The 16,807-nt window shown below is 71.3% G+C and carries 11 protein-coding genes; 8 read left to right on the top strand and 3 right to left on the bottom strand.

Annotated elements, in window-relative coordinates:
* Positions 1-2,082, bottom strand: a complete 2,082-nt coding sequence (locus tag VFW79_RS14695; RefSeq protein ID WP_329678040.1) for an acyl-CoA dehydrogenase — start codon at positions 2,080-2,082, stop codon at positions 1-3.
* Positions 2,083-2,183: 101 nt separating this feature from the next.
* Positions 2,184-2,978, bottom strand: a complete 795-nt coding sequence (locus VFW79_RS14700) for a TetR/AcrR family transcriptional regulator (RefSeq protein WP_414647993.1) — start codon at positions 2,976-2,978, stop codon at positions 2,184-2,186.
* 273 nt (positions 2,979-3,251) lie between these two features.
* Here VFW79_RS14700 and VFW79_RS14705 point away from each other — a divergent pair, with 273 nt between their 5' ends.
* Genes VFW79_RS14705 through VFW79_RS14715 form a run of 3 tightly spaced genes read left to right on the top strand, consistent with a single transcriptional unit; the run spans position 3,252 to position 6,969 of the window.
* A complete protein-coding gene (locus VFW79_RS14705; RefSeq protein ID WP_329678042.1) occupies positions 3,252-4,619 on the top strand; it encodes an acetyl-CoA C-acetyltransferase in 1,368 nt (455 codons plus the stop codon).
* The gene (locus VFW79_RS14710; protein WP_329678043.1) at positions 4,616-6,025 is read left to right on the top strand and encodes a 3-oxoacyl-ACP reductase; all 1,410 of its coding nucleotides are present in this window, start codon (positions 4,616-4,618) and stop codon (positions 6,023-6,025) included. The genes VFW79_RS14705 and VFW79_RS14710 overlap by 4 nt, the downstream gene beginning before the upstream one ends.
* On the top strand, positions 6,022-6,969 hold the full coding sequence (locus VFW79_RS14715) for a MaoC family dehydratase (protein ID WP_329678044.1): 948 nt from the start codon (positions 6,022-6,024) through the stop codon (positions 6,967-6,969). Before VFW79_RS14710 ends, VFW79_RS14715 begins: the two co-directional genes overlap by 4 nt.
* On the opposite strand, the gene VFW79_RS14720 is transcribed toward VFW79_RS14715, so the two are convergent.
* The gene (locus VFW79_RS14720) at positions 6,941-8,011 is read right to left on the bottom strand and encodes a LacI family DNA-binding transcriptional regulator (RefSeq protein WP_329678045.1); all 1,071 of its coding nucleotides are present in this window, start codon (positions 8,009-8,011) and stop codon (positions 6,941-6,943) included. The genes VFW79_RS14715 and VFW79_RS14720 overlap by 29 nt on opposite strands.
* Positions 8,012-8,301: 290 nt before the next feature.
* Between VFW79_RS14720 and VFW79_RS14725 the strand changes: the two genes are divergently transcribed.
* From VFW79_RS14725 to VFW79_RS14745, 5 genes are all read left to right on the top strand, one after another.
* The gene (locus VFW79_RS14725) at positions 8,302-9,666 is read left to right on the top strand and encodes an ABC transporter substrate-binding protein (RefSeq protein WP_329678046.1); all 1,365 of its coding nucleotides are present in this window, start codon (positions 8,302-8,304) and stop codon (positions 9,664-9,666) included.
* A gap of 153 nt (positions 9,667-9,819) precedes the next feature.
* A complete protein-coding gene (locus tag VFW79_RS14730) occupies positions 9,820-10,647 on the top strand; it encodes a sugar ABC transporter permease (protein ID WP_329678047.1) in 828 nt (275 codons plus the stop codon).
* On the top strand, positions 10,644-11,558 hold the full coding sequence (locus tag VFW79_RS14735) for a carbohydrate ABC transporter permease (RefSeq protein WP_329678048.1): 915 nt from the start codon (positions 10,644-10,646) through the stop codon (positions 11,556-11,558). Before VFW79_RS14730 ends, VFW79_RS14735 begins: the two co-directional genes overlap by 4 nt.
* Before the next feature lie 104 nt (positions 11,559-11,662).
* Entirely contained in the window at positions 11,663-13,801 is a 2,139-nt protein-coding gene (locus VFW79_RS14740) for an alpha-galactosidase (RefSeq protein WP_329678049.1), read from the top strand.
* Between the two features lie 98 nt (positions 13,802-13,899).
* A complete protein-coding gene (locus VFW79_RS14745; RefSeq protein ID WP_329678050.1) occupies positions 13,900-16,758 on the top strand; it encodes a glycoside hydrolase family 2 TIM barrel-domain containing protein in 2,859 nt (952 codons plus the stop codon).
* The last annotated feature ends 49 nt before the right edge of the window (positions 16,759-16,807 follow it).

Here is a 16,807-nt window from a genome sequence, read left to right on the forward strand (position 1 = left end):
TCAGCGCTTGCCGAGCAGCTTCTCCGCGAGCGGTGCGTCGTCCGATGCGCGCTGCGCCCGGTAGTACGCGCGCGCCTCGTCCTGCCGCTGGGCCTCGACCCCGGTCGCGATCGTCGCGCGCAGGTGCTCGGGGCCGTACCCGAACGCATCCACCAGGTCCTGCGCGTGCGGGCGCAGGCGGGTCAGGAGGCGGTCGATGTAGGACGTGACGGTCCGCGCCCGCCCGGCCGACAGGCGGCCGTTGATGAGGTACCACGCGAGGTTGCGCTCGATGACGACAAGGCCGAACAGGTCGCGCAGCCACGTCAGGACGCGGCGCGTGCCCGGGTCCTCGATCGTCTCGAGGGCCGCGGTGAACGCCTCCCACTGGATGACCTCGGCGTGCGCACGGGCGGTCTCGATGAGCTCGTGCTGGTGGGCGTCGAACAGCGCAGCCGCAGTCTCGCGGGACGACCGCGTCGCGGGACGCAGAGCCTGGGCGACGTCGGCGACCATCGCATCGACGCGCTCGTGCAGGAGCGCGCGCTGGGTGTCGGCCTCTCGCAGCTGGCCGGCCGAGCGGCGCACGTTGCCGCCGTCCGACAGGGTCTGCACCGCGCGCAGCAGCGGGGTGCGGTGCAGGGCGGCGTCGGCGGCACGGCCCGCGACGTAGCGCGCGACCCCGCCCGCGTCGACGTCCTTGAAATCCCGGGAGTAGTCGGCGAGCAGGCGCTTCGCGACGAGCTGGAGCAGGACGGTGTTGTCGCCCTCGAACGTCACGAACACGTCGAGGTCGGCGCGCAGCCCGACGAGCCGGTTCTCGGCGATGAACCCGGCGCCGCCGCACGCCTCACGGGCGGTCTGCAGCGCGTCGAGCGCGAGCCACGTCGACTTCGGCTTGAGCGCCGCGGCGATGGTCTCGAGGTCCGCGCGGGAGCCCTCGGTGTCATTGCGACCCGAGAAGACGTCGTCGAACTGGGCGAGCATCCCCTCGTGCGCGAACGCCGCGGCGTACGTCTCGGCGACCAGCGGCAGGAGGCGCCGGCGGTGCTCGGCGTAGTCCATGAGGACGACCTCGTCGGTGTCCGACGCACCGGTGAACTGGCGGCGCTGGTTGCCGTAGGTGACCGCGATGGCGAGCGCGACCTTGCTGACGTTGACGGCCGCGCCGTCGAGCGACACACGGCCCTGCACGAGCGTGCCGAGCATCGTGAAGAAGCGCCGGCCGGGGCTCGCGATCGGCGAGGAGTAGGTGCCGTCGGGCGCGACGTCGCCATACCGGTTGAGCAGGTTGGCGCGCGGCACGCGGACGTGGTCGAAGTGCAGCCGGCCGTTGTCGATGCCGTTCAGGCCGCCCTTGAGGCCGTCGTCCTCGCCGCCGACGCCGGGCAGGAACTCACCTGTCGCGGCGTCGCGGATCGGCACGTAGACGGCGTGGACCCCGCGGTTGACCGCGCGCCCGCCGGGGCCGTCGGGGGTGATGAGCTGGGCGAACACGACGGCCGCCGTGCCGTGCAGGGCCGCGTTGCCGAGGTACTCCTTCCACGCCGCCCGGAACGGCGTGTGGATGACGATCTCCTGGGTCGCGGCGTCATACGTCGCGGTCGTCGAGACGGACGCGACGTCGGAGCCGTGGCCCGTCTCGGTCATCGCGAAGGCACCCGGCACCGCGACGGACATCGCGTCGGGCAGCAGGCGCTCGTGGTGGTCGGCCGTGCCGAGGTGCAGGATCGCCGACGCGAACAGCCCCCACTGGACACCGGCCTTGATCTGCAACGAGGGGTCCGCGACGATCAGCTCCTCGAAGCGCGAGATGCTCCCGCCGTGGTCGTCGCGGCCGCCCAGCGCCGACGGGAACGCGCGCAGCACGTCACCCTCGGCCGCGAGGAGCCGCACCTGCTCGAGCACGCGCGCCCGGTGCTCGGCGATCGGCTGACCCTCGATGCGCTGGTAGCGGGGGTCGCCCGCGAGGGCGCGCGCACCGCGGCGCAGCTCGGCGTACGGGCCCAGGAGGGTCCGCGCGAGCGCCTCGACGTCGACCCGGGGCTCAGGGGTGCGGGCGGCCGGGCGGCTCTGCGTCGGGCGTTCGGTCGTGGTGGTCATCGGGTCTCCTCGGTCGGGTGGTCGGAGCTTCGTCGCAGCGATCGTCGGCGGGGCGGGCGGGATGGAGCGGGTCGGGTGAGGGCGGGTCAGGGCTGGTCGGGTCAGGGCTGGTCGGGGCGTGCGAGGTCCGGGAGCCCGGCGTCGGCCGTGAAGGCCGAGGCGGACAGCGGGCCACCGAGCGGCTCGTCGGTGGGCGCCCGGCCGCGGTCGCGGGCCAGCAGACCGACGGGGCCGGCCCAGAGCCAGGCGGCGACCTGCGCCGTGAGGGCCTCGCGGCTCGGGGCGCCCGGGGCGTCGCGGTGGGCCAGCCACCACTCGCCGGCGCCGCGCACGAAGCCGACCGCTCCGGCGGCCCAGACCTCGGCGAGCGCCGTGTGGCCGGAGTCGCGGGCGTGGGGGTGGACGGACACGTCGCCGACGTCGACCCGCAGCGCCGCGCCGTCGTCGTCGGTGAGGCCGCGCGCGAACGGTGCCGCGACGAGCGCTGTCACCGAGTCGAGGAAGTGTCCGAGCGGCCCACCCGACTCGACCGACCCGTCGCGGGTCACGAACGCGTACACGTTGGGCGACGACTCGATCATCTCGAGGTACACCGCGACCATCGCGCGCAGGCCGTCGCGCGGCGTCGGGGCGACCCGCAGGACACCCTCGAGGGCGCCCCGGATCTGCAGCACGACGGCCTCGGCGACAGCGATCTGCAGCCCGGTCTTGTCGGCGAAGTAGCGGTAGACGATCGACTTCGAGGTGCCGGCCGCGGCGGCGATCTCCTCCATGGACACGTCGGGTCCCTGGTGGTGGACGGTCCGGCGCGCGATCCGGACGAACTCGGCCCGGCGGCTCTCGCGGTGGTCGGCCCACCGGGTGGCCCGGCCGTCGACCGCGTCGTCCCGGTGCAAGGTCAGGCCGAACGCGTCGCTCGACGAGCGTGGGGAGGGTGTGGCGGCCGAACCCGTGGGGGCAGCGCCGCCCGCGGTCGACCGCGGAGGCAGGTTGTCCGTCGGCGTCGACGGCCCAGGTGTGACGGGGCTCACGAAACCGAAGGTATCAGGTACTGTGGGTTTCGGATATACCAGAGATCGAGAGCCGTGACCCGGGACCGAAGTCCCGTTCTGCGATCTTGATCGCGGCGAGATCCGTGAACCGCTGCGCAACGACGCGAGAGGAACACCATGGCAGTCACCCCGACCGCACACCCCACCGAGGCGTCGTCGGACGCCACCCCGGGATCCCCGCGGCTGCCACGGCGCGCCGTCGTCCTCGGCGGCAACCGCATCCCGTTCGCCCGATCGGGCGGCGCGTACACGCGCGCCAGCAACCAGGACATGCTCACCGCGGCGCTCGACGGTCTCGTCGCACGCTTCGGCCTGCAGGGCGAGGTCATCGGTGAGGTCGCTGCGGGGGCGGTGCTCAAGCACAGCCGCGACTTCAACCTGACGCGCGAGTGTGTGCTCGGCTCGGCGCTCGCGAACGAGACCCCGGCCTACGACCTGCAGCAGGCGTGCGCGACGGGTCTCGAGACGGTCGTCGGGCTCGCGAACAAGATCCGCCTCGGCCAGCTCGAGTCGGCGATCGCGGGCGGCGTGGACTCGACGTCCGACGCGCCGATCGCCGTGAGCGACCGGCTCCGGGGCGTCTTGCTCGACCTCTCGCGCGCCAAGACCGCCGTGCAGAAGCTCGCGGCGGTCGCGCGCATCCGGCCGCAGGACCTCGCGCCGTCGGCGCCCACCACGTCCGACCCCCGCACCGGCCTGTCGATGGGCGAGCACCAGGCGATCACGACCGCGCAGTGGGACATCAGCCGCGAGGCGCAGGACGAGCTCGCGCTCGCGAGCCACCAGAACCTCGCGAAGGCCTACGACGCCGGGTTCTTCGACGACCTCGTGACCCCGTTCCGTGGCCTCGTGCGCGACGCGAACCTCCGCACCGACTCGTCGCTCGAGAAGCTCGCGAAGCTCACGCCGACCTTCGGGCTGAGGCTCGACAAGCCCGCGACCATGACGGCGGGCAACTCGACCCCGCTCACCGACGGCGCCTCGGCCGTCCTCATCGCGTCCGACGAGTGGGCCGCCGCCCACGACCTGACCCCGCTCGCGGTCGTCGTCGACGCCGAGACCTCAGCCGTCGACTTCGTCCACGGGGTCGACGGGCTGCTCACCGCGCCGGTCTTCGCCGTCCCTCGCCTGCTGGCCCGCAACGGCTTGACGCTCGACGACTTCGACTACGTCGAGATCCACGAGGCGTTCGCCTCGACCGTCCTCGTGTCGCTCGCCGCCTGGGAGTCCGAAGAGTTCTGCCGCACCCGGCTCGGTCTCGACGGCGCGCTCGGCACCATCGACCGCGCAAGGCTCAACGTGCACGGCAGCTCACTCGCGGCCGGGCACCCGTTCGCCGCGACGGGCGGACGCATCGTTGCGACGATCTCCAAGGAGCTCGCGCGGCGCAAAGCGGCCAACGGCGACGACCGCCCGGTCCGCGCGCTCATCTCCGTCTGCGCAGCGGGCGGCATCGGCGTCACCGCGATCCTGGAGGCAGCGTGACCGACACCTATCTGAACCTCGTCAACTCGGGGTTCACGAAGAAGATCGCCCAGCAGCTCGGGCTGCCGCGGCCCGCGGTCCTGCGCCGGTTCCGCCCGGGGCAGCCGCTCCTCGACGGTCCGGTGCTCGTGCTGGGCTCTGGCGCGGACGCCGACACCGTGGCGCGCATCCTGTCCGGCACCTCGCGCGCCGCTGCCGGCACCGCAGGGACCGACGGCGTCATCGACCCGGCGTCGACCATCCCCGGCTGGGACCTCGACGTCCGCCGCGACCCCGCCGCGGGTGACCGGTACGCCGGCGTCGTGCTCGTGCTCACCGAGGTCGCCCACCCCGACGACCTCGCGGAGCCCGTCCTCGCGCTCGGCTCGGTCCTCAAGGCACTCCCTGCGCACGCGCGCATCGTGACGATCTCGCGGCCCGCGACGGCCGACGAGGGCCCCGCGACCGCTGCCGCCCGGCAGGGCGTCGACAGCATCCTGCGGTCGGTCGCCAAGGAGCTGCGCGCCGGCGCGACGGGCAACGGCGTCGTCGTGGCCGACGGTGTCCCGGTCACCGCTCCGAGCGTGCTCGGCGGGCTGCGGTTCTTCCTCTCGACGCGCTCGGCATTCGTCGACGGCCAGCTCCTCGACGTCGACACCGACGGTGGGGCGCTCCCCCTCGACTGGGAGCGCCCGCTCGACGGCCGGGTCGCGGTGGTGACCGGCGCAGCCCGCGGCATCGGCGCGGCCATCGCGGCGACCCTCGCGCGAGACGGCGCGACGGTCGTCACCGTCGACGTCCCCGCCGCGGGCGAACAGCTCGCGGCCGTCGCCAACCGTGTCCGCGGGACGGCCCTGCAGCTCGACGTCACCGCGCCCGACGCGGGGACACGCATCCTCGAGCACGCCCTGGCTCGACACGGGCGGCTCGACATCGTCGTGCACAACGCGGGGATCGTGCGCGACAAGCTGCTCGCGAACATGACGCCCGACCGGTGGGGCTCGATCATCGCGGTGAACATCGCCGCGCAGCTGCGAATCAACGAGCAGCTGCTCACGTCGGGCGACTTCACGAACGAGCCCCGGATCGTGGCCCTGGCCTCGACCTCAGGCATCGCGGGCAACCGCGGGCAGACCAACTACGCGGCCTCCAAGGGCGGCGTGATCGGCATGGTCCGCGCGACCGCTCCGCTGCTCACGGCGTTCGGTGGGACGGCCAATGCGGTCGCACCGGGGTTCATCGAGACCGACATGACCGCGAAGATCCCGCCCGTGACACGCCAGGTCGCGCGCCGGCTCAACTCGCTCCAGCAGGGCGGGCAGCCGATCGACGTCGCCGAGACGGTCGCCTTCCTCGCGTCGCCGCAGGCCGGCGGCATAGTCGGGCACGTGCTGCGCGTCTGCGGGCAGAACCTGGTCGGTCAGTGACCTCCGCCCCCGCGGCGGCGGACCGCGCGCTCGTCGAGGTCGTCCTGCCCCGCGTCCCCGGGCTCGGCGCGCTCTACGCGCGCGGGTTCGCGGCATCCGCCCGGCTCGCGGCTGCGGGTCGGGCGGGGCGCGCACCGCGCACGCTGCCCGACGTCGCGTACCTCGTCGCGGGCGTCCGCGCGGAGGCCGACGACCTCACGGCGTACCAGCACCTGCTCGGCGAGAGCGCGTCCGACGTGCTGCCTGCCGGGTTCGTGCACGTCCTCGCGTTCCCCGTCGCGATGGCGCTCATGGTGCGGTCCGACTTCCCGCTGCCGCTCGCCGGCATGGTCCACCTGGCCAACCATGTGACGCAGCTGCGGCCCGTCTCGCTCGGCGAGGTGCTCGACATCCGGGCGTTCGCGCAGAACCTCGCGCCGCACCGGCGGGGCACGCAGGTCGAGCTCGTGACCGAGGTGCGGGTCGCTGGGCCTGGCCACGACGTGTCGGCCGGTCCGGTCGCGTGGCGCGGCGTCTCGACGTACCTCGCGAAGGGGGTGCGGCTCGGGTCCGAGCGCGTGGCCGACGACGCGGGCGATCGCACCCCGTTCGTCCCGCCGGTCCCCACGGGACTGTGGCGGCTCGCCGCCGACACCGGCCGTCGGTACGCCGCCGTCTCCGGCGACCGCAACCCGATCCATCTCTCGGCGCTCACCGCGAAGGCCCTCGGCTTCCCGCGGGCGATAGCGCACGGGATGTACACCGCGTCACGCGCGCTCGCCGTCGTCGGGGCTGCGCGCGGCGACGCGTTCACCTGGACCGTCGAGTTCGCCACGCCGGTGCTCCTGCCGGGGACGGTGACCGTGCGGATCGCGCCGGACGAGACGGGCGCGTACGACGTGGCGGGCTGGAACGCGAGCTCGCGGAAGCCGCACCTCACCGGCCGGGTGACGCCGCTGCGGTGAGTCCCTCGTCGGACAGACCCTCGGCAGCGCCCGGGGGTGGCCCGGCGCTCTCGCGGATGACCAGCTGCGGGGTCGCGCGCCAGACACGTGGCGCGGACCCCGTCCGGATCAAGGACTCGAGCTGGGCGAACGCGCGGCGGCCCAGATGGTCGAAGTCCTGGACGACGGTCGTGAGCGACGGCGTCCACATCGCCGCGTAGGGCTGGTCGTCGAAGCCGACGACGCTGACGTCGTCGGGTACCGCGCGGCCGGCCTCGCCGAGCGCGCGCATGAGCCCGATCGCCAGCTCGTCGTTCCCGCACAGCACCGCCGTCACCTCGGGGTCGGCCGCCAGCTGTCTGCCGACGTCGTACCCGGACGCCGGATCGTAGCCCGCGTCCAGCCGCGGGGGAACGGGCGCGCCCGCGGCCACGAGGGCGCGCTGCCAGCCGAGCTCGCGGCCGACTCGGCCCGACATCGGGGGGATCGCGAGGTGATGCACGGTCCGATGGCCGAGCTCCAGCAGGTAGTTGGTCGCTGCGGTCGCCGCCGCCTGGTCGTCGAGGTATGCGCGTGGGTGCCGGTTCGACCGGCGGCGCGCGCTCCCGACCGAGACGGTGGGGATGCTCAGGGGCAGCGCGTCGGACACCGCGATGCCGACCTGGTCGAACTCGAGGACCACCACGCCGGCGACCGACTGGCCGAGGACCTTGTCGATCGCGGCCTGCTGCGCGGCCGGGGCGGCTGACTCCACGACGACGACCACCACGATGTACCCGGCATCGCGGGCGGACGCCTCGACGCCCTTCATCGTCTGGGCGTACCCGTAGCGCGTGGTGTCGATCGCGACGACGGCGATCATCGACCGATGCCCGCTCACGAGCGCGCGGGCCGCGGCGTTCGGTCGGTAGCGCAGCGCCTCGATCGCCGCGTGCACGAGCGCGCGCTTCTCCTCGCTCACCGGGACCGATCCGGTCAGCACACGGGAGACCGTCGGGACCGACACACCGGCGACCCGCGCGACGTCAGCGATGACGGGTCGACGCTCGACCGGGTTGTTCACAGGACGACCCTACTTTCGGTTGTGCGAGGCGCCGGACCACGACGCCCTCGACCCCGACGACCATGGGCCTCCCCGCTGGTCGGGCATGACAGAGCGCAGCTCGGCGGCCGTTGCGCCGTTATGAAACCGCTATCAGTCAGGACGACCGTACCTCTTGCGCTGTCGCCTGATCAACGGTTTCATGGGGCGCGTAGCAACGACGCGCGCACTCCACGGCCTCGCTGGCGAGTTCCGTGCAGCACCGTCCGTCACCCGTCAATGTCGACGCGTATGGATTCCCAGGAGGAGTCGTGTCCAACCAGAACTCCGAGCCGATCTCAGGCTCTGTCCCGTCAGCCTTCATCTCGTCCTTCGCGTCGAGCCCCATGAGCAGGCGAACGATGCTCATGGGCACGATGGGCGCCGCGGCATTCGCCGCGCTCGCCGCGTGCGGGTCGGGTTCCACGTCGAGCTCTACCGGAGGCGCCAGCGCCGCGTCGAAGGCGAGCGGTGTCGTCACCTTCGGCTCGAACCAGTCGGACGCGGTGCCGAAGCAGGCGTACGCCGACATCATCTCGGCCTACCAGGCGCAGAGCAACGGCGTGACCGTCACGACGAACACCGTCGACCACAACTCGTTCCAGGAGAACATCAACAACTACCTCCAGGGCTCGCCGGACGACGTGTTCACGTGGTTCGCCGGGTACCGGATGCGCTTCTTCGCCGAACAAGGCCTCGCCGGTGACATCAGCGACGTGTGGAGCAAGATCTCCGGGGAGTCCGACGCGATGAAGAGCGCGTCCACAGCGACCGACGGCAAGCAGTACTTCGTGCCGTTCACCACGTACCCGTGGGCCGTCTTCTACCGCCCGAGCGTCTTCAAGGCGAAGGGCTACACGGTCCCGAAGACCATGGACGACTTCTACACGCTGTCCACCCAGATCAAGAAGGACGGACTGGTCCCGCTCGCGTTCGCGGACAAGGACGGCTGGCCCGCCATGGGCACCTTCGACCAGATCAACCTGCGCCTCAACGGATACGACTTCCACGTGAGCCTGATGGCCGGCAAGGAGTCCTGGACGGACCAGAAGGTCAAGAACGTCTTCGACGCGTGGCGCAAGCTTCTCGAGGTGTCGCAGCCCGACTCGCTCGGCCGCACCTGGCAGGAGGCCGCGCAGTCGCTGCAGAAGAACGAGTCCGCGACCTACGTCCTCGGCATGTTCGTGGGTCAGCAGTTCACCGCCGGCGCCGACCGCGACGACCTGGACTTCTTCACGTTCCCGGAGATGGACTCGAACGTCGGGACCGGCGCGATCGAAGCGCCGATCGACGGCTTCATGATGTCGAGCAAGCCCAAGAACGCGGCTGGCGCGAAGGACCTTCTCGCGTACCTCTCCACCGCCGCGGCGCAGGAGGTGTACGTCAAGGGCGACCCGACCGTCATCGCCACCAACAGCAAGGCGGATGCCTCGGGGTACACCGTCCTGCAGAAGAAGGCGGTCGACTTCATCGGCAGCGCCAAGAACATCTCGCAGTTCATGGACCGCGACACGCGCCCCGACTTCGCCTCGACGGTCATGATCCCCGCGATCCAGACCTTCATCGGCAACCCGAGCGACGTCGACGGTCTGGTGAACAGCATCGAGAGCCAGAAGAAGTCGATCTTCGCCTCCTGACGTCGCACCGAGACGAGGGCCACCATGTCTGAGAGATCAGTAGAGGTTCCCTCCCCGACCGCACCGCGTCGCGTGGGCAGACCTGGTCTGCCCGCGCGACGCGGGCCGCGCAGGCGGAGGCGCAGCACGGCCGACCGGATCACGATCATCCTGATGGTCGCGATCCCGAGCATCGTGGTGATCGGGTTGATCTGGCTGCCGGCGATCTCGTCGGTGGTGCTCTCGTTCACCAAGTGGAACGGGATCGGGAACCTGACGGCCGACAACTTCATCGGCCTGACGAACTACCAGAACGTCACGACGAACTACCCGCCGTTCTGGCCGGCTATGACCCACAACCTCATCTGGCTCGCGGTCATGTTCCTCGTGGCGACGCCGATGGGGATGTTCCTGGCCGTGCTTCTCGACAAGGAGATCCGCGGGACTCGGGTCTACCAGATGGCCCTGTACATGCCGGTGGTCCTCTCCCTCGCCCTGATCGGCTTCATCTGGCAGCTGATCTTCTCGAAGGACAACGGGCTGCTGAACGCCGTCACCGGGAGCAGCATCGACTGGTTCGGTGACCAGAGGTACAACCTGTGGGCCGCTCTTGTGGCGACCTCCTGGCGCCAGGTCGGCTACATCATGCTGCTCTACCTGGCGGGCCTGAAGGCTGTTGACCAGTCGCTCCGCGAGGCTGCGGCGATCGACGGCTGCTCCGAGTCGAAGGCCTTCTTCCGGGTGATCTTCCCGGTCATGCGGCCCATCAACATCATCATCCTCGTGGTGACGTTCATCGAGTCGCTCCGCGCGTTCGACCTCGTCTGGATCATCAACAAGGGACGCAACGGCCTCGAGCTGATCTCGACCCTCGTGACGCAGAACGTCGTCGGTGAGGCGAGCCGGATCGGCTTCGGCTCGGCCCTCGCGACCGTGATGCTGCTGATCAGCTCGGGCTTCATCGTCATCTACCTGCGCGTCGTCATGAAGGGGGACCGATGAGCCAGGTCGCACTCGACTCGTCGCGGACCGTCGGATCTGCACCGACGATCCGGCGAAAGCCGATCACCCCGGGCCGCCGGCTGCTGCACGTCTTCCTCATCGTGGTCGCGGCAACCTGGTTGTTCCCGATCCTGTGGGCGCTCTACAACAGCTTCCGCGACTACCACTACACCGCGCTGCACGGCTACGCGTCGTTCGGCGGGTTCACCGTGGCGAACTTCACGAACGCGTGGCAGCAGGGTGACTTCACCAAGCACTTCCTGAACTCCGCGATCATCACCGTGCCCGCGGTCCTCCTCACGCTCCTGCTCTCGTCGATGGTGGCGTTCGTGGTGGCCCGGTTCAGCTACCGGTTCAACCTGGCCCTGCTCGGGATGTTCACCGCGGCGAACCTGCTCCCCCCGCAGGCACTGCTCATCCCGATCTTCCGGATGTTCCGCGCAGTCCCGGTTCCGCCGTGGATCAACGACTCGGGCACGCTCCTCAACAGCCTGTGGGGACTGATCGCGATCAACACCGCGTTCCAGACGGGGTTCTGTGCGTTCGTCCTGAGCAACTACATGAAGACGATCCCGATGGAGCTCTACGAGGCCGCCGACGTCGACGGTGCGAGCGTCTTCCGGCAGTGGTGGCAGCTCACGATCCCGCTGTGCCGGCCACCGCTTGCCGCCCTCGCCACCCTCGAGGTCACCTGGATCTACAACGAGTTCTTCTGGGCGACCGTCCTGCTGCAGAGCGGCGACAAGTACCCGATCACGAGCTCGCTCAACAACCTCAAGGGGCAGTTCTTCACCGACTTCAACCTGCTCTCAGCGGGGTCGATCATCGTGGCGCTGCCGACCCTGATCGTATTCTTCCTCCTGCAGAAGCAGTTCGTCTCCGGACTGACCATGGGGTCGACGAAGGGCTGACGTCCGACCGGCATCCTCGGGCGGAGCCACAACCGCCGTACCGTCATCCGTCACCCCGGACAGCTCGGTGACGGACCGTCTCGAAAGCCAGGAGGACCTCCACCGTGTCGGCCGACACCCCCCTCGTCAACCTCCGCGCCGCAGGCGTGGCGCTGGTCCTCGACGTCTCCGGACCGCTCATCCCCCGCGTCCTGCACTGGGGTCGCGACCTCGGCGACGACGTCAGCTCCCTCGCGCACGTCTCCGGGGCTCCGGCCGCGATCAGCACCGCGGACGACCCGGTCCCCTTGACGCTGCTGCCCTCCGAGTCGGACGGCTGGAGCGGGACGCCGGGCCTCGAGGTCGCGCGCGCCGGCACAAGCCACCCGCTCCGCCTCCAGCTGTCCGGACCGGTCGTCACGGACGGTGGACGGGTCACCGTCAGCGCGCACGAGGACGCCGCCGAGCTCGAGGTCGTCATCGTCCTGACGCTCGACGACCACGGCGTGCTCACCGAGCAGGTGACCGTGCGGAACCTCGGGGACGACGCACTCGACATCGTGTCTCTGCAGCACCTGCTGCCGATCCCCGAGCGCGCCGTGCACGGCCTCGACCTCACCGGACGCTGGACCCGCGAGCGCGCACCGCAGCGCTTCGAGGTGCAGCAGGGCACGCACCTCCGGTCGAGCCGGCGGGGGCGATCCGGTCACGACGCGACCCTCCTGATGAGCGCCGGCACGTCCGGGTTCGGGTTCCGGCGTGGCGAGGTCTGGAGCACGCACGTCGCGTGGAGCGGCAACCACACCCACCTGGTCGAGCGGCTGCCCGAGGGTGCGGGCCCGCACGGCAGCGTGCTCGGGGGCGGCGAGCTCCTCGGCGCCGCCGAGGTCCGGCTTGCACCGGGAGAGCAGCACACGTCCCCGCTCGTCCTGTTCGTCCACTCGGCGGACGGCCTGGACGGCATCTCGGCACGACTGCACCGCCGACTTCGGGCGCGGGCCCAGCACCCGTCCTCGCCTCGGCCGGTGGTCCTGAACACGTGGGAGGCCGTGTACTTCGACCACGACCTGGGGCGGTTGCTCGAGCTCGCGGAGACCGCCGCTTCGATCGGCGTGGAGCGGTTCGTGCTCGATGACGGCTGGTTCGGAGGGCGCCGGGACGACTCCGCGGGTCTTGGCGACTGGGTCGTCAGCGACGAGGTCTGGCCCGACGGCCTGCTCCCCCTGGTCGACCGCGTCCATGAGCTGGGCATGCAGGCGGGGCTCTGGGTCGAGCCTGAGATGGTCAACCTCGACTCGGACCTGGCACGCGCGCACCCGGACTGGGTGCTCGGCCCGGCGGACGGGCGCTCGTGGCGCCACCAGCACGTGCTCGACCTGGTCAACCCCGAGGCGTGGGCGCACATCCTCGAGCGCCTGGACGCGATCGTCACCGAGAACCGGATCGACTTCCTCAAGTGGGACCACAACCGGGACCTGCTCGAGGCCGTCAGCGGCGGGCACCCGGCGGTCCACCGGCAGACCGCCGCGGTGTACGCCCTGCTCGACGCGCTGCTCGCCCGGCACCCGGGACTCGAGATCGAGAGCTGCGCGAGCGGCGGCGCCCGGGTCGATCTCGGCATCCTCGAGCGGACCCACCGCGTGTGGACCTCGGACTGCAACGACGCGATCGAGCGGACCGACATCCAGCTCTGGACCACGCTCCTGCTCCCCCCTGAGCTCGTCGGGGCGCACGTCGGCCCACCGGTCGCCCACACGACCCACCGGCACGTCGACCTCGGGATGCGGTGCGCGACCGCCCTGTTCGGTCATGCCGGTCTCGAGTGGGACATCACGACGTGCCCGCCCGTCGAGCTCGACCAGCTGCGCGACTGGATCTCGCTGTACAAGGAGCTCCGGCCGCTCCTGCACAGCGGTGACGTGGTCCGCGCGGACTCCGACGAGCCGGGCGAGCGACTGCACGGCGTCGTGGCCCGGGATGCCGGTGCGGGGGTGTTCGCGTTCGTCCAGCTGGAGACCGGGCGATCGGTCCGCCCGGGGTTGCGCCCGCTCCCGGGACTCGACCCCGCCCGCCGGTACCGGGTGACGCTGCCCGCGGGGATCCCGGCGCCTCAGACCGAGCAGGTGGCCGAGCCCGGGTGGATGGCGACCGCGCGGACGTCCGGCCTGGAGGTGCCCGGCGCCGTCCTCACGCTCGTCGGGCTGTCGATGCCGGTGCTCTCGCCCGGGCAGGCACTCGTCCTGGTGGTGAATGCTGTGCCCTGACCAGCCCTGCTCGCCACGCGTCCCACGGCGGGCACCGGCGAGCCGCTCCGCCCCGTCCACCGCTTGTGACAGCCCAGTCCACGTCGAGGTGACGTCCCATGAGTACACCGCCCCTCCTCCTGACCAGCATGGCGCCCGGCGAGAACCGACGTGCGCCCCGGGCGCATGTGACGTCCGACGCCCCGCGGATCCTGCTGGACGGCACGTGGAGGTTCAGCCTGGCCGCGCGGGCCGACGACCTGACCGACGGCTTCGAGGTGCCCGGTCTCGACGACGAGGACTGGGGGACGATCGAGGTTCCCGGGCACTGGCAGCTCCAGGGGCACGGAAGCCCCGCCTACACCAACGTCCGGTACCCGTTCCCGGTGGACCCGCCGTTCGTCCCGGACGAGAACCCGACAGGCGAGTACCGCCGCACCTTCGAGCTCCCCGGCGACTGGCCCGAGGGCGACGCCGTGCTCCGGTTCCTCGGGGTCGACTCGGCGTTCACGGTCTGGCTCAACGGGGTCGCGCTCGGCTGGTCGACGGGCAGCCGCCTGACCACCGAGTTCGACATCGGGCCGCACCTGAGGGTGGGCGCGAACGTCCTGGCGGTCCGGGTGCACCAGTGGTCACCGGCGAGCTACCTCGAGGACCAGGACATGTGGTGGATGTCCGGGTTGTTCCGCTCCGTGAGCGTGATCTCGCGACCGGCGGGGGCGGTCGACGACGTCTTCGTCCACGCCGACTACGACCACACGACCGGCGCGGGCACGCTGCAGGTCGAGACCGACGTCCCCGCGCTCCTCACGGTCCCGGAGCTCGGCCTCGAGCGGGTGCCGGCCGCTGGGCCGCACGTCGTGCCGGGGGTCGAGCCGTGGTCGGCGGAGCAGCCCCGACTGTACGACGCCACGCTCACCGCAGGCGGCGAGACGATCGCGGTCCGGATCGGCTTCCGCACGGTGGTCGTGACCGACGGGCTCCTCACCGTCAACGGACGGCGGATCCTCATCCGCGGTGTGAACCGACACGAGTGGAGCCCGGACCGCGGTCGTGCCGTCACCGCGCAGGACATGCTCGCGGACGTGAAGCTCATGAAGCAGCACAACATCAACGCGGTGCGGACCAGCCACTACCCGCCGCACCCGGACTTCCTGGAGCTGTGCGACGAGTACGGCCTGTACGTGATCGACGAGTGCGACTACGAGACCCACGGCTTCTTGCTCACGGACTGGATGGGAAACCCGAGCGACGACCTCCGGTGGCGCCCGGCCCTGCTGGACCGCATGCGCCGCACCGTCGAGCGGGACAAGAACCACCCGAGCGTGATCATGTGGTCTCTCGGCAACGAGGCAGGCTCGGGACAGAACCTCCCCGCGATGTCCGTCGTCGCTCACGAGCGCGACCCCGGGCGCCCGGTGCACTACGAGGGCGACTGGGAGTCCGGCTACGTCGACGTGTACAGCCGGATGTACGCGACGCACGACGAGGTGGACGAGATCGGTCGGCACGCCGAGCCCCTCACCGTCGACCCGGAGCTGGACGCCCATCGGCGAGGCCTCCCGTTCATCCTGTGCGAGTACGGGCACGCCATGGGCGCGGGCCCCGGCGGGCTGCTGGAGTACCAGCAGCTCTTCGAGCGGTACCCACGGTGCCAGGGCGGCTTCATCTGGGAGTGGATCGACCACGGGATCCGGAAGCGGACCGAGGACGGCCGCGAGTTCTTCGCCTACGGCGGGGACTTCGGGGAGCCGCTGCACGACGGCAACTTCGTCGCTGACGGCCTGCTGTTCCCCGACCGCACGCCGTCGCCGGGGCTGGTCGAGTACAAGGCGGTGATCGCGCCCGTCCGGATCACAGTCGAGCGCGGTCGGGTCACGGTCGCCAACCTCCAGGACTTCGCCGACACGTCTGCGCTGCGATTCACCTGGGCGCACGAGGTCGAGGGAGTCGCGACGGCGAGCGGTGAGCTCACCGTTCCTCCGGTTCCCGCGCACGGCACCGTCACCGTCGCGCTCCCGACGCCTGCTGCCGTCGCCGCCGAGTCGTGGCTGACCGTGCGGGCCGTCCTCGCACAGGCCGCGACCTGGGCTCCTGCCGGGCACGAGATCGCCGTCGGTCAGTACCAGGTCGGTACAGGTCCGGCGTGGTCGGTGACCGGCGGCCCCCTGAGCCGCGATCTGTTCGACCAGCACACCGGGCTGCTGACCCGCCTGGGTGGTCTGCCGGTCGACGGCCCACGTCTGGACCTGTGGCGCGCCCCGACGGACAACGACCTCGGGATGGCCGGGACGCCTGTCGCACCGCGGTGGCGCGAGCTCGGGCTGGACCGCGTCATGCACCGGGTCGTCGAGCAGCGCTGGGACGCGGACGGGTTCACTCTGCGCACGCGCGTGGCCCCCGCCGCCACCGATCTCGGCATGCTGACCACCTACCGGTGGACCGCGGACGGCGACGCGCTCGTCCTGACCGTGGAGGTGGTGCCCGAGGGCCCATGGACCGATCCGATCCCCCGCCTGGGGCTCCGCATGGCGTTGCCCGCCGAGATCGGGGAGGTCGAGTGGTTCGGCGGCGGACCCGGCGAGGCCTACGCGGACAGTGCGCGATCGGCCGTCGTGGGCCGGTACCGCAGCAGCGTCGACGACCTGCAAACCCCGTACCTCCGCCCGCAGGAGAACGGGAACCGGACAGGGGTCAGATGGGCCGAGCTCCGCGGCAGCACTGGCGGTGTACGCGTCGAGGGCAAGCCCACCCTCGAGCTCACGGTCCGCAGGTGGACGAGCGAGGATCTCGATGCCGCCGCGCACACGATCGACCTCGTGCCGCAGGACCGGGTCTTCGTCAATCTCGACCTGGCGCAGACCGGTCTGGGGAGCGCCTCGTGCGGACCGGGCGTCCTGCCTCAGTACGAGCTGTACGCCTCCCCGGCGACCTGGACCGTCCGGCTCGTCCCGATCGGCGCCCGGGACCGTGCATGACCGGTGCGCACCGTCGAACGGCTCCGCACGGGTGCGTCATGGCGGGACA

Source organism: Cellulomonas sp., from assembly GCF_036279715.1.
In the GTDB taxonomy this organism is placed as follows: Bacteria; Actinomycetota; Actinomycetes; order Actinomycetales; family Cellulomonadaceae; genus Cellulomonas_A.

What these genes read in the sequence shown, in the direction of transcription:
- VFW79_RS14695 (WP_329678040.1), bottom strand. Translation starts at nt 2,082, where the DNA reads ATGACCACCACGACCGAACGCCCGACGCAGAGCCGCCCGGCCGCCCGC.
- VFW79_RS14705 (WP_329678042.1), top strand. Translation starts at nt 3,252, where the DNA reads ATGGCAGTCACCCCGACCGCACACCCCACCGAGGCGTCGTCGGACGCC.
- VFW79_RS14730 (WP_329678047.1), top strand. Translation starts at nt 9,820, where the DNA reads ATGGTCGCGATCCCGAGCATCGTGGTGATCGGGTTGATCTGGCTGCCG.
- VFW79_RS14735 (WP_329678048.1), top strand. Translation starts at nt 10,644, where the DNA reads ATGAGCCAGGTCGCACTCGACTCGTCGCGGACCGTCGGATCTGCACCG.
- VFW79_RS14745 (WP_329678050.1), top strand. Translation starts at nt 13,900, where the DNA reads ATGAGTACACCGCCCCTCCTCCTGACCAGCATGGCGCCCGGCGAGAAC.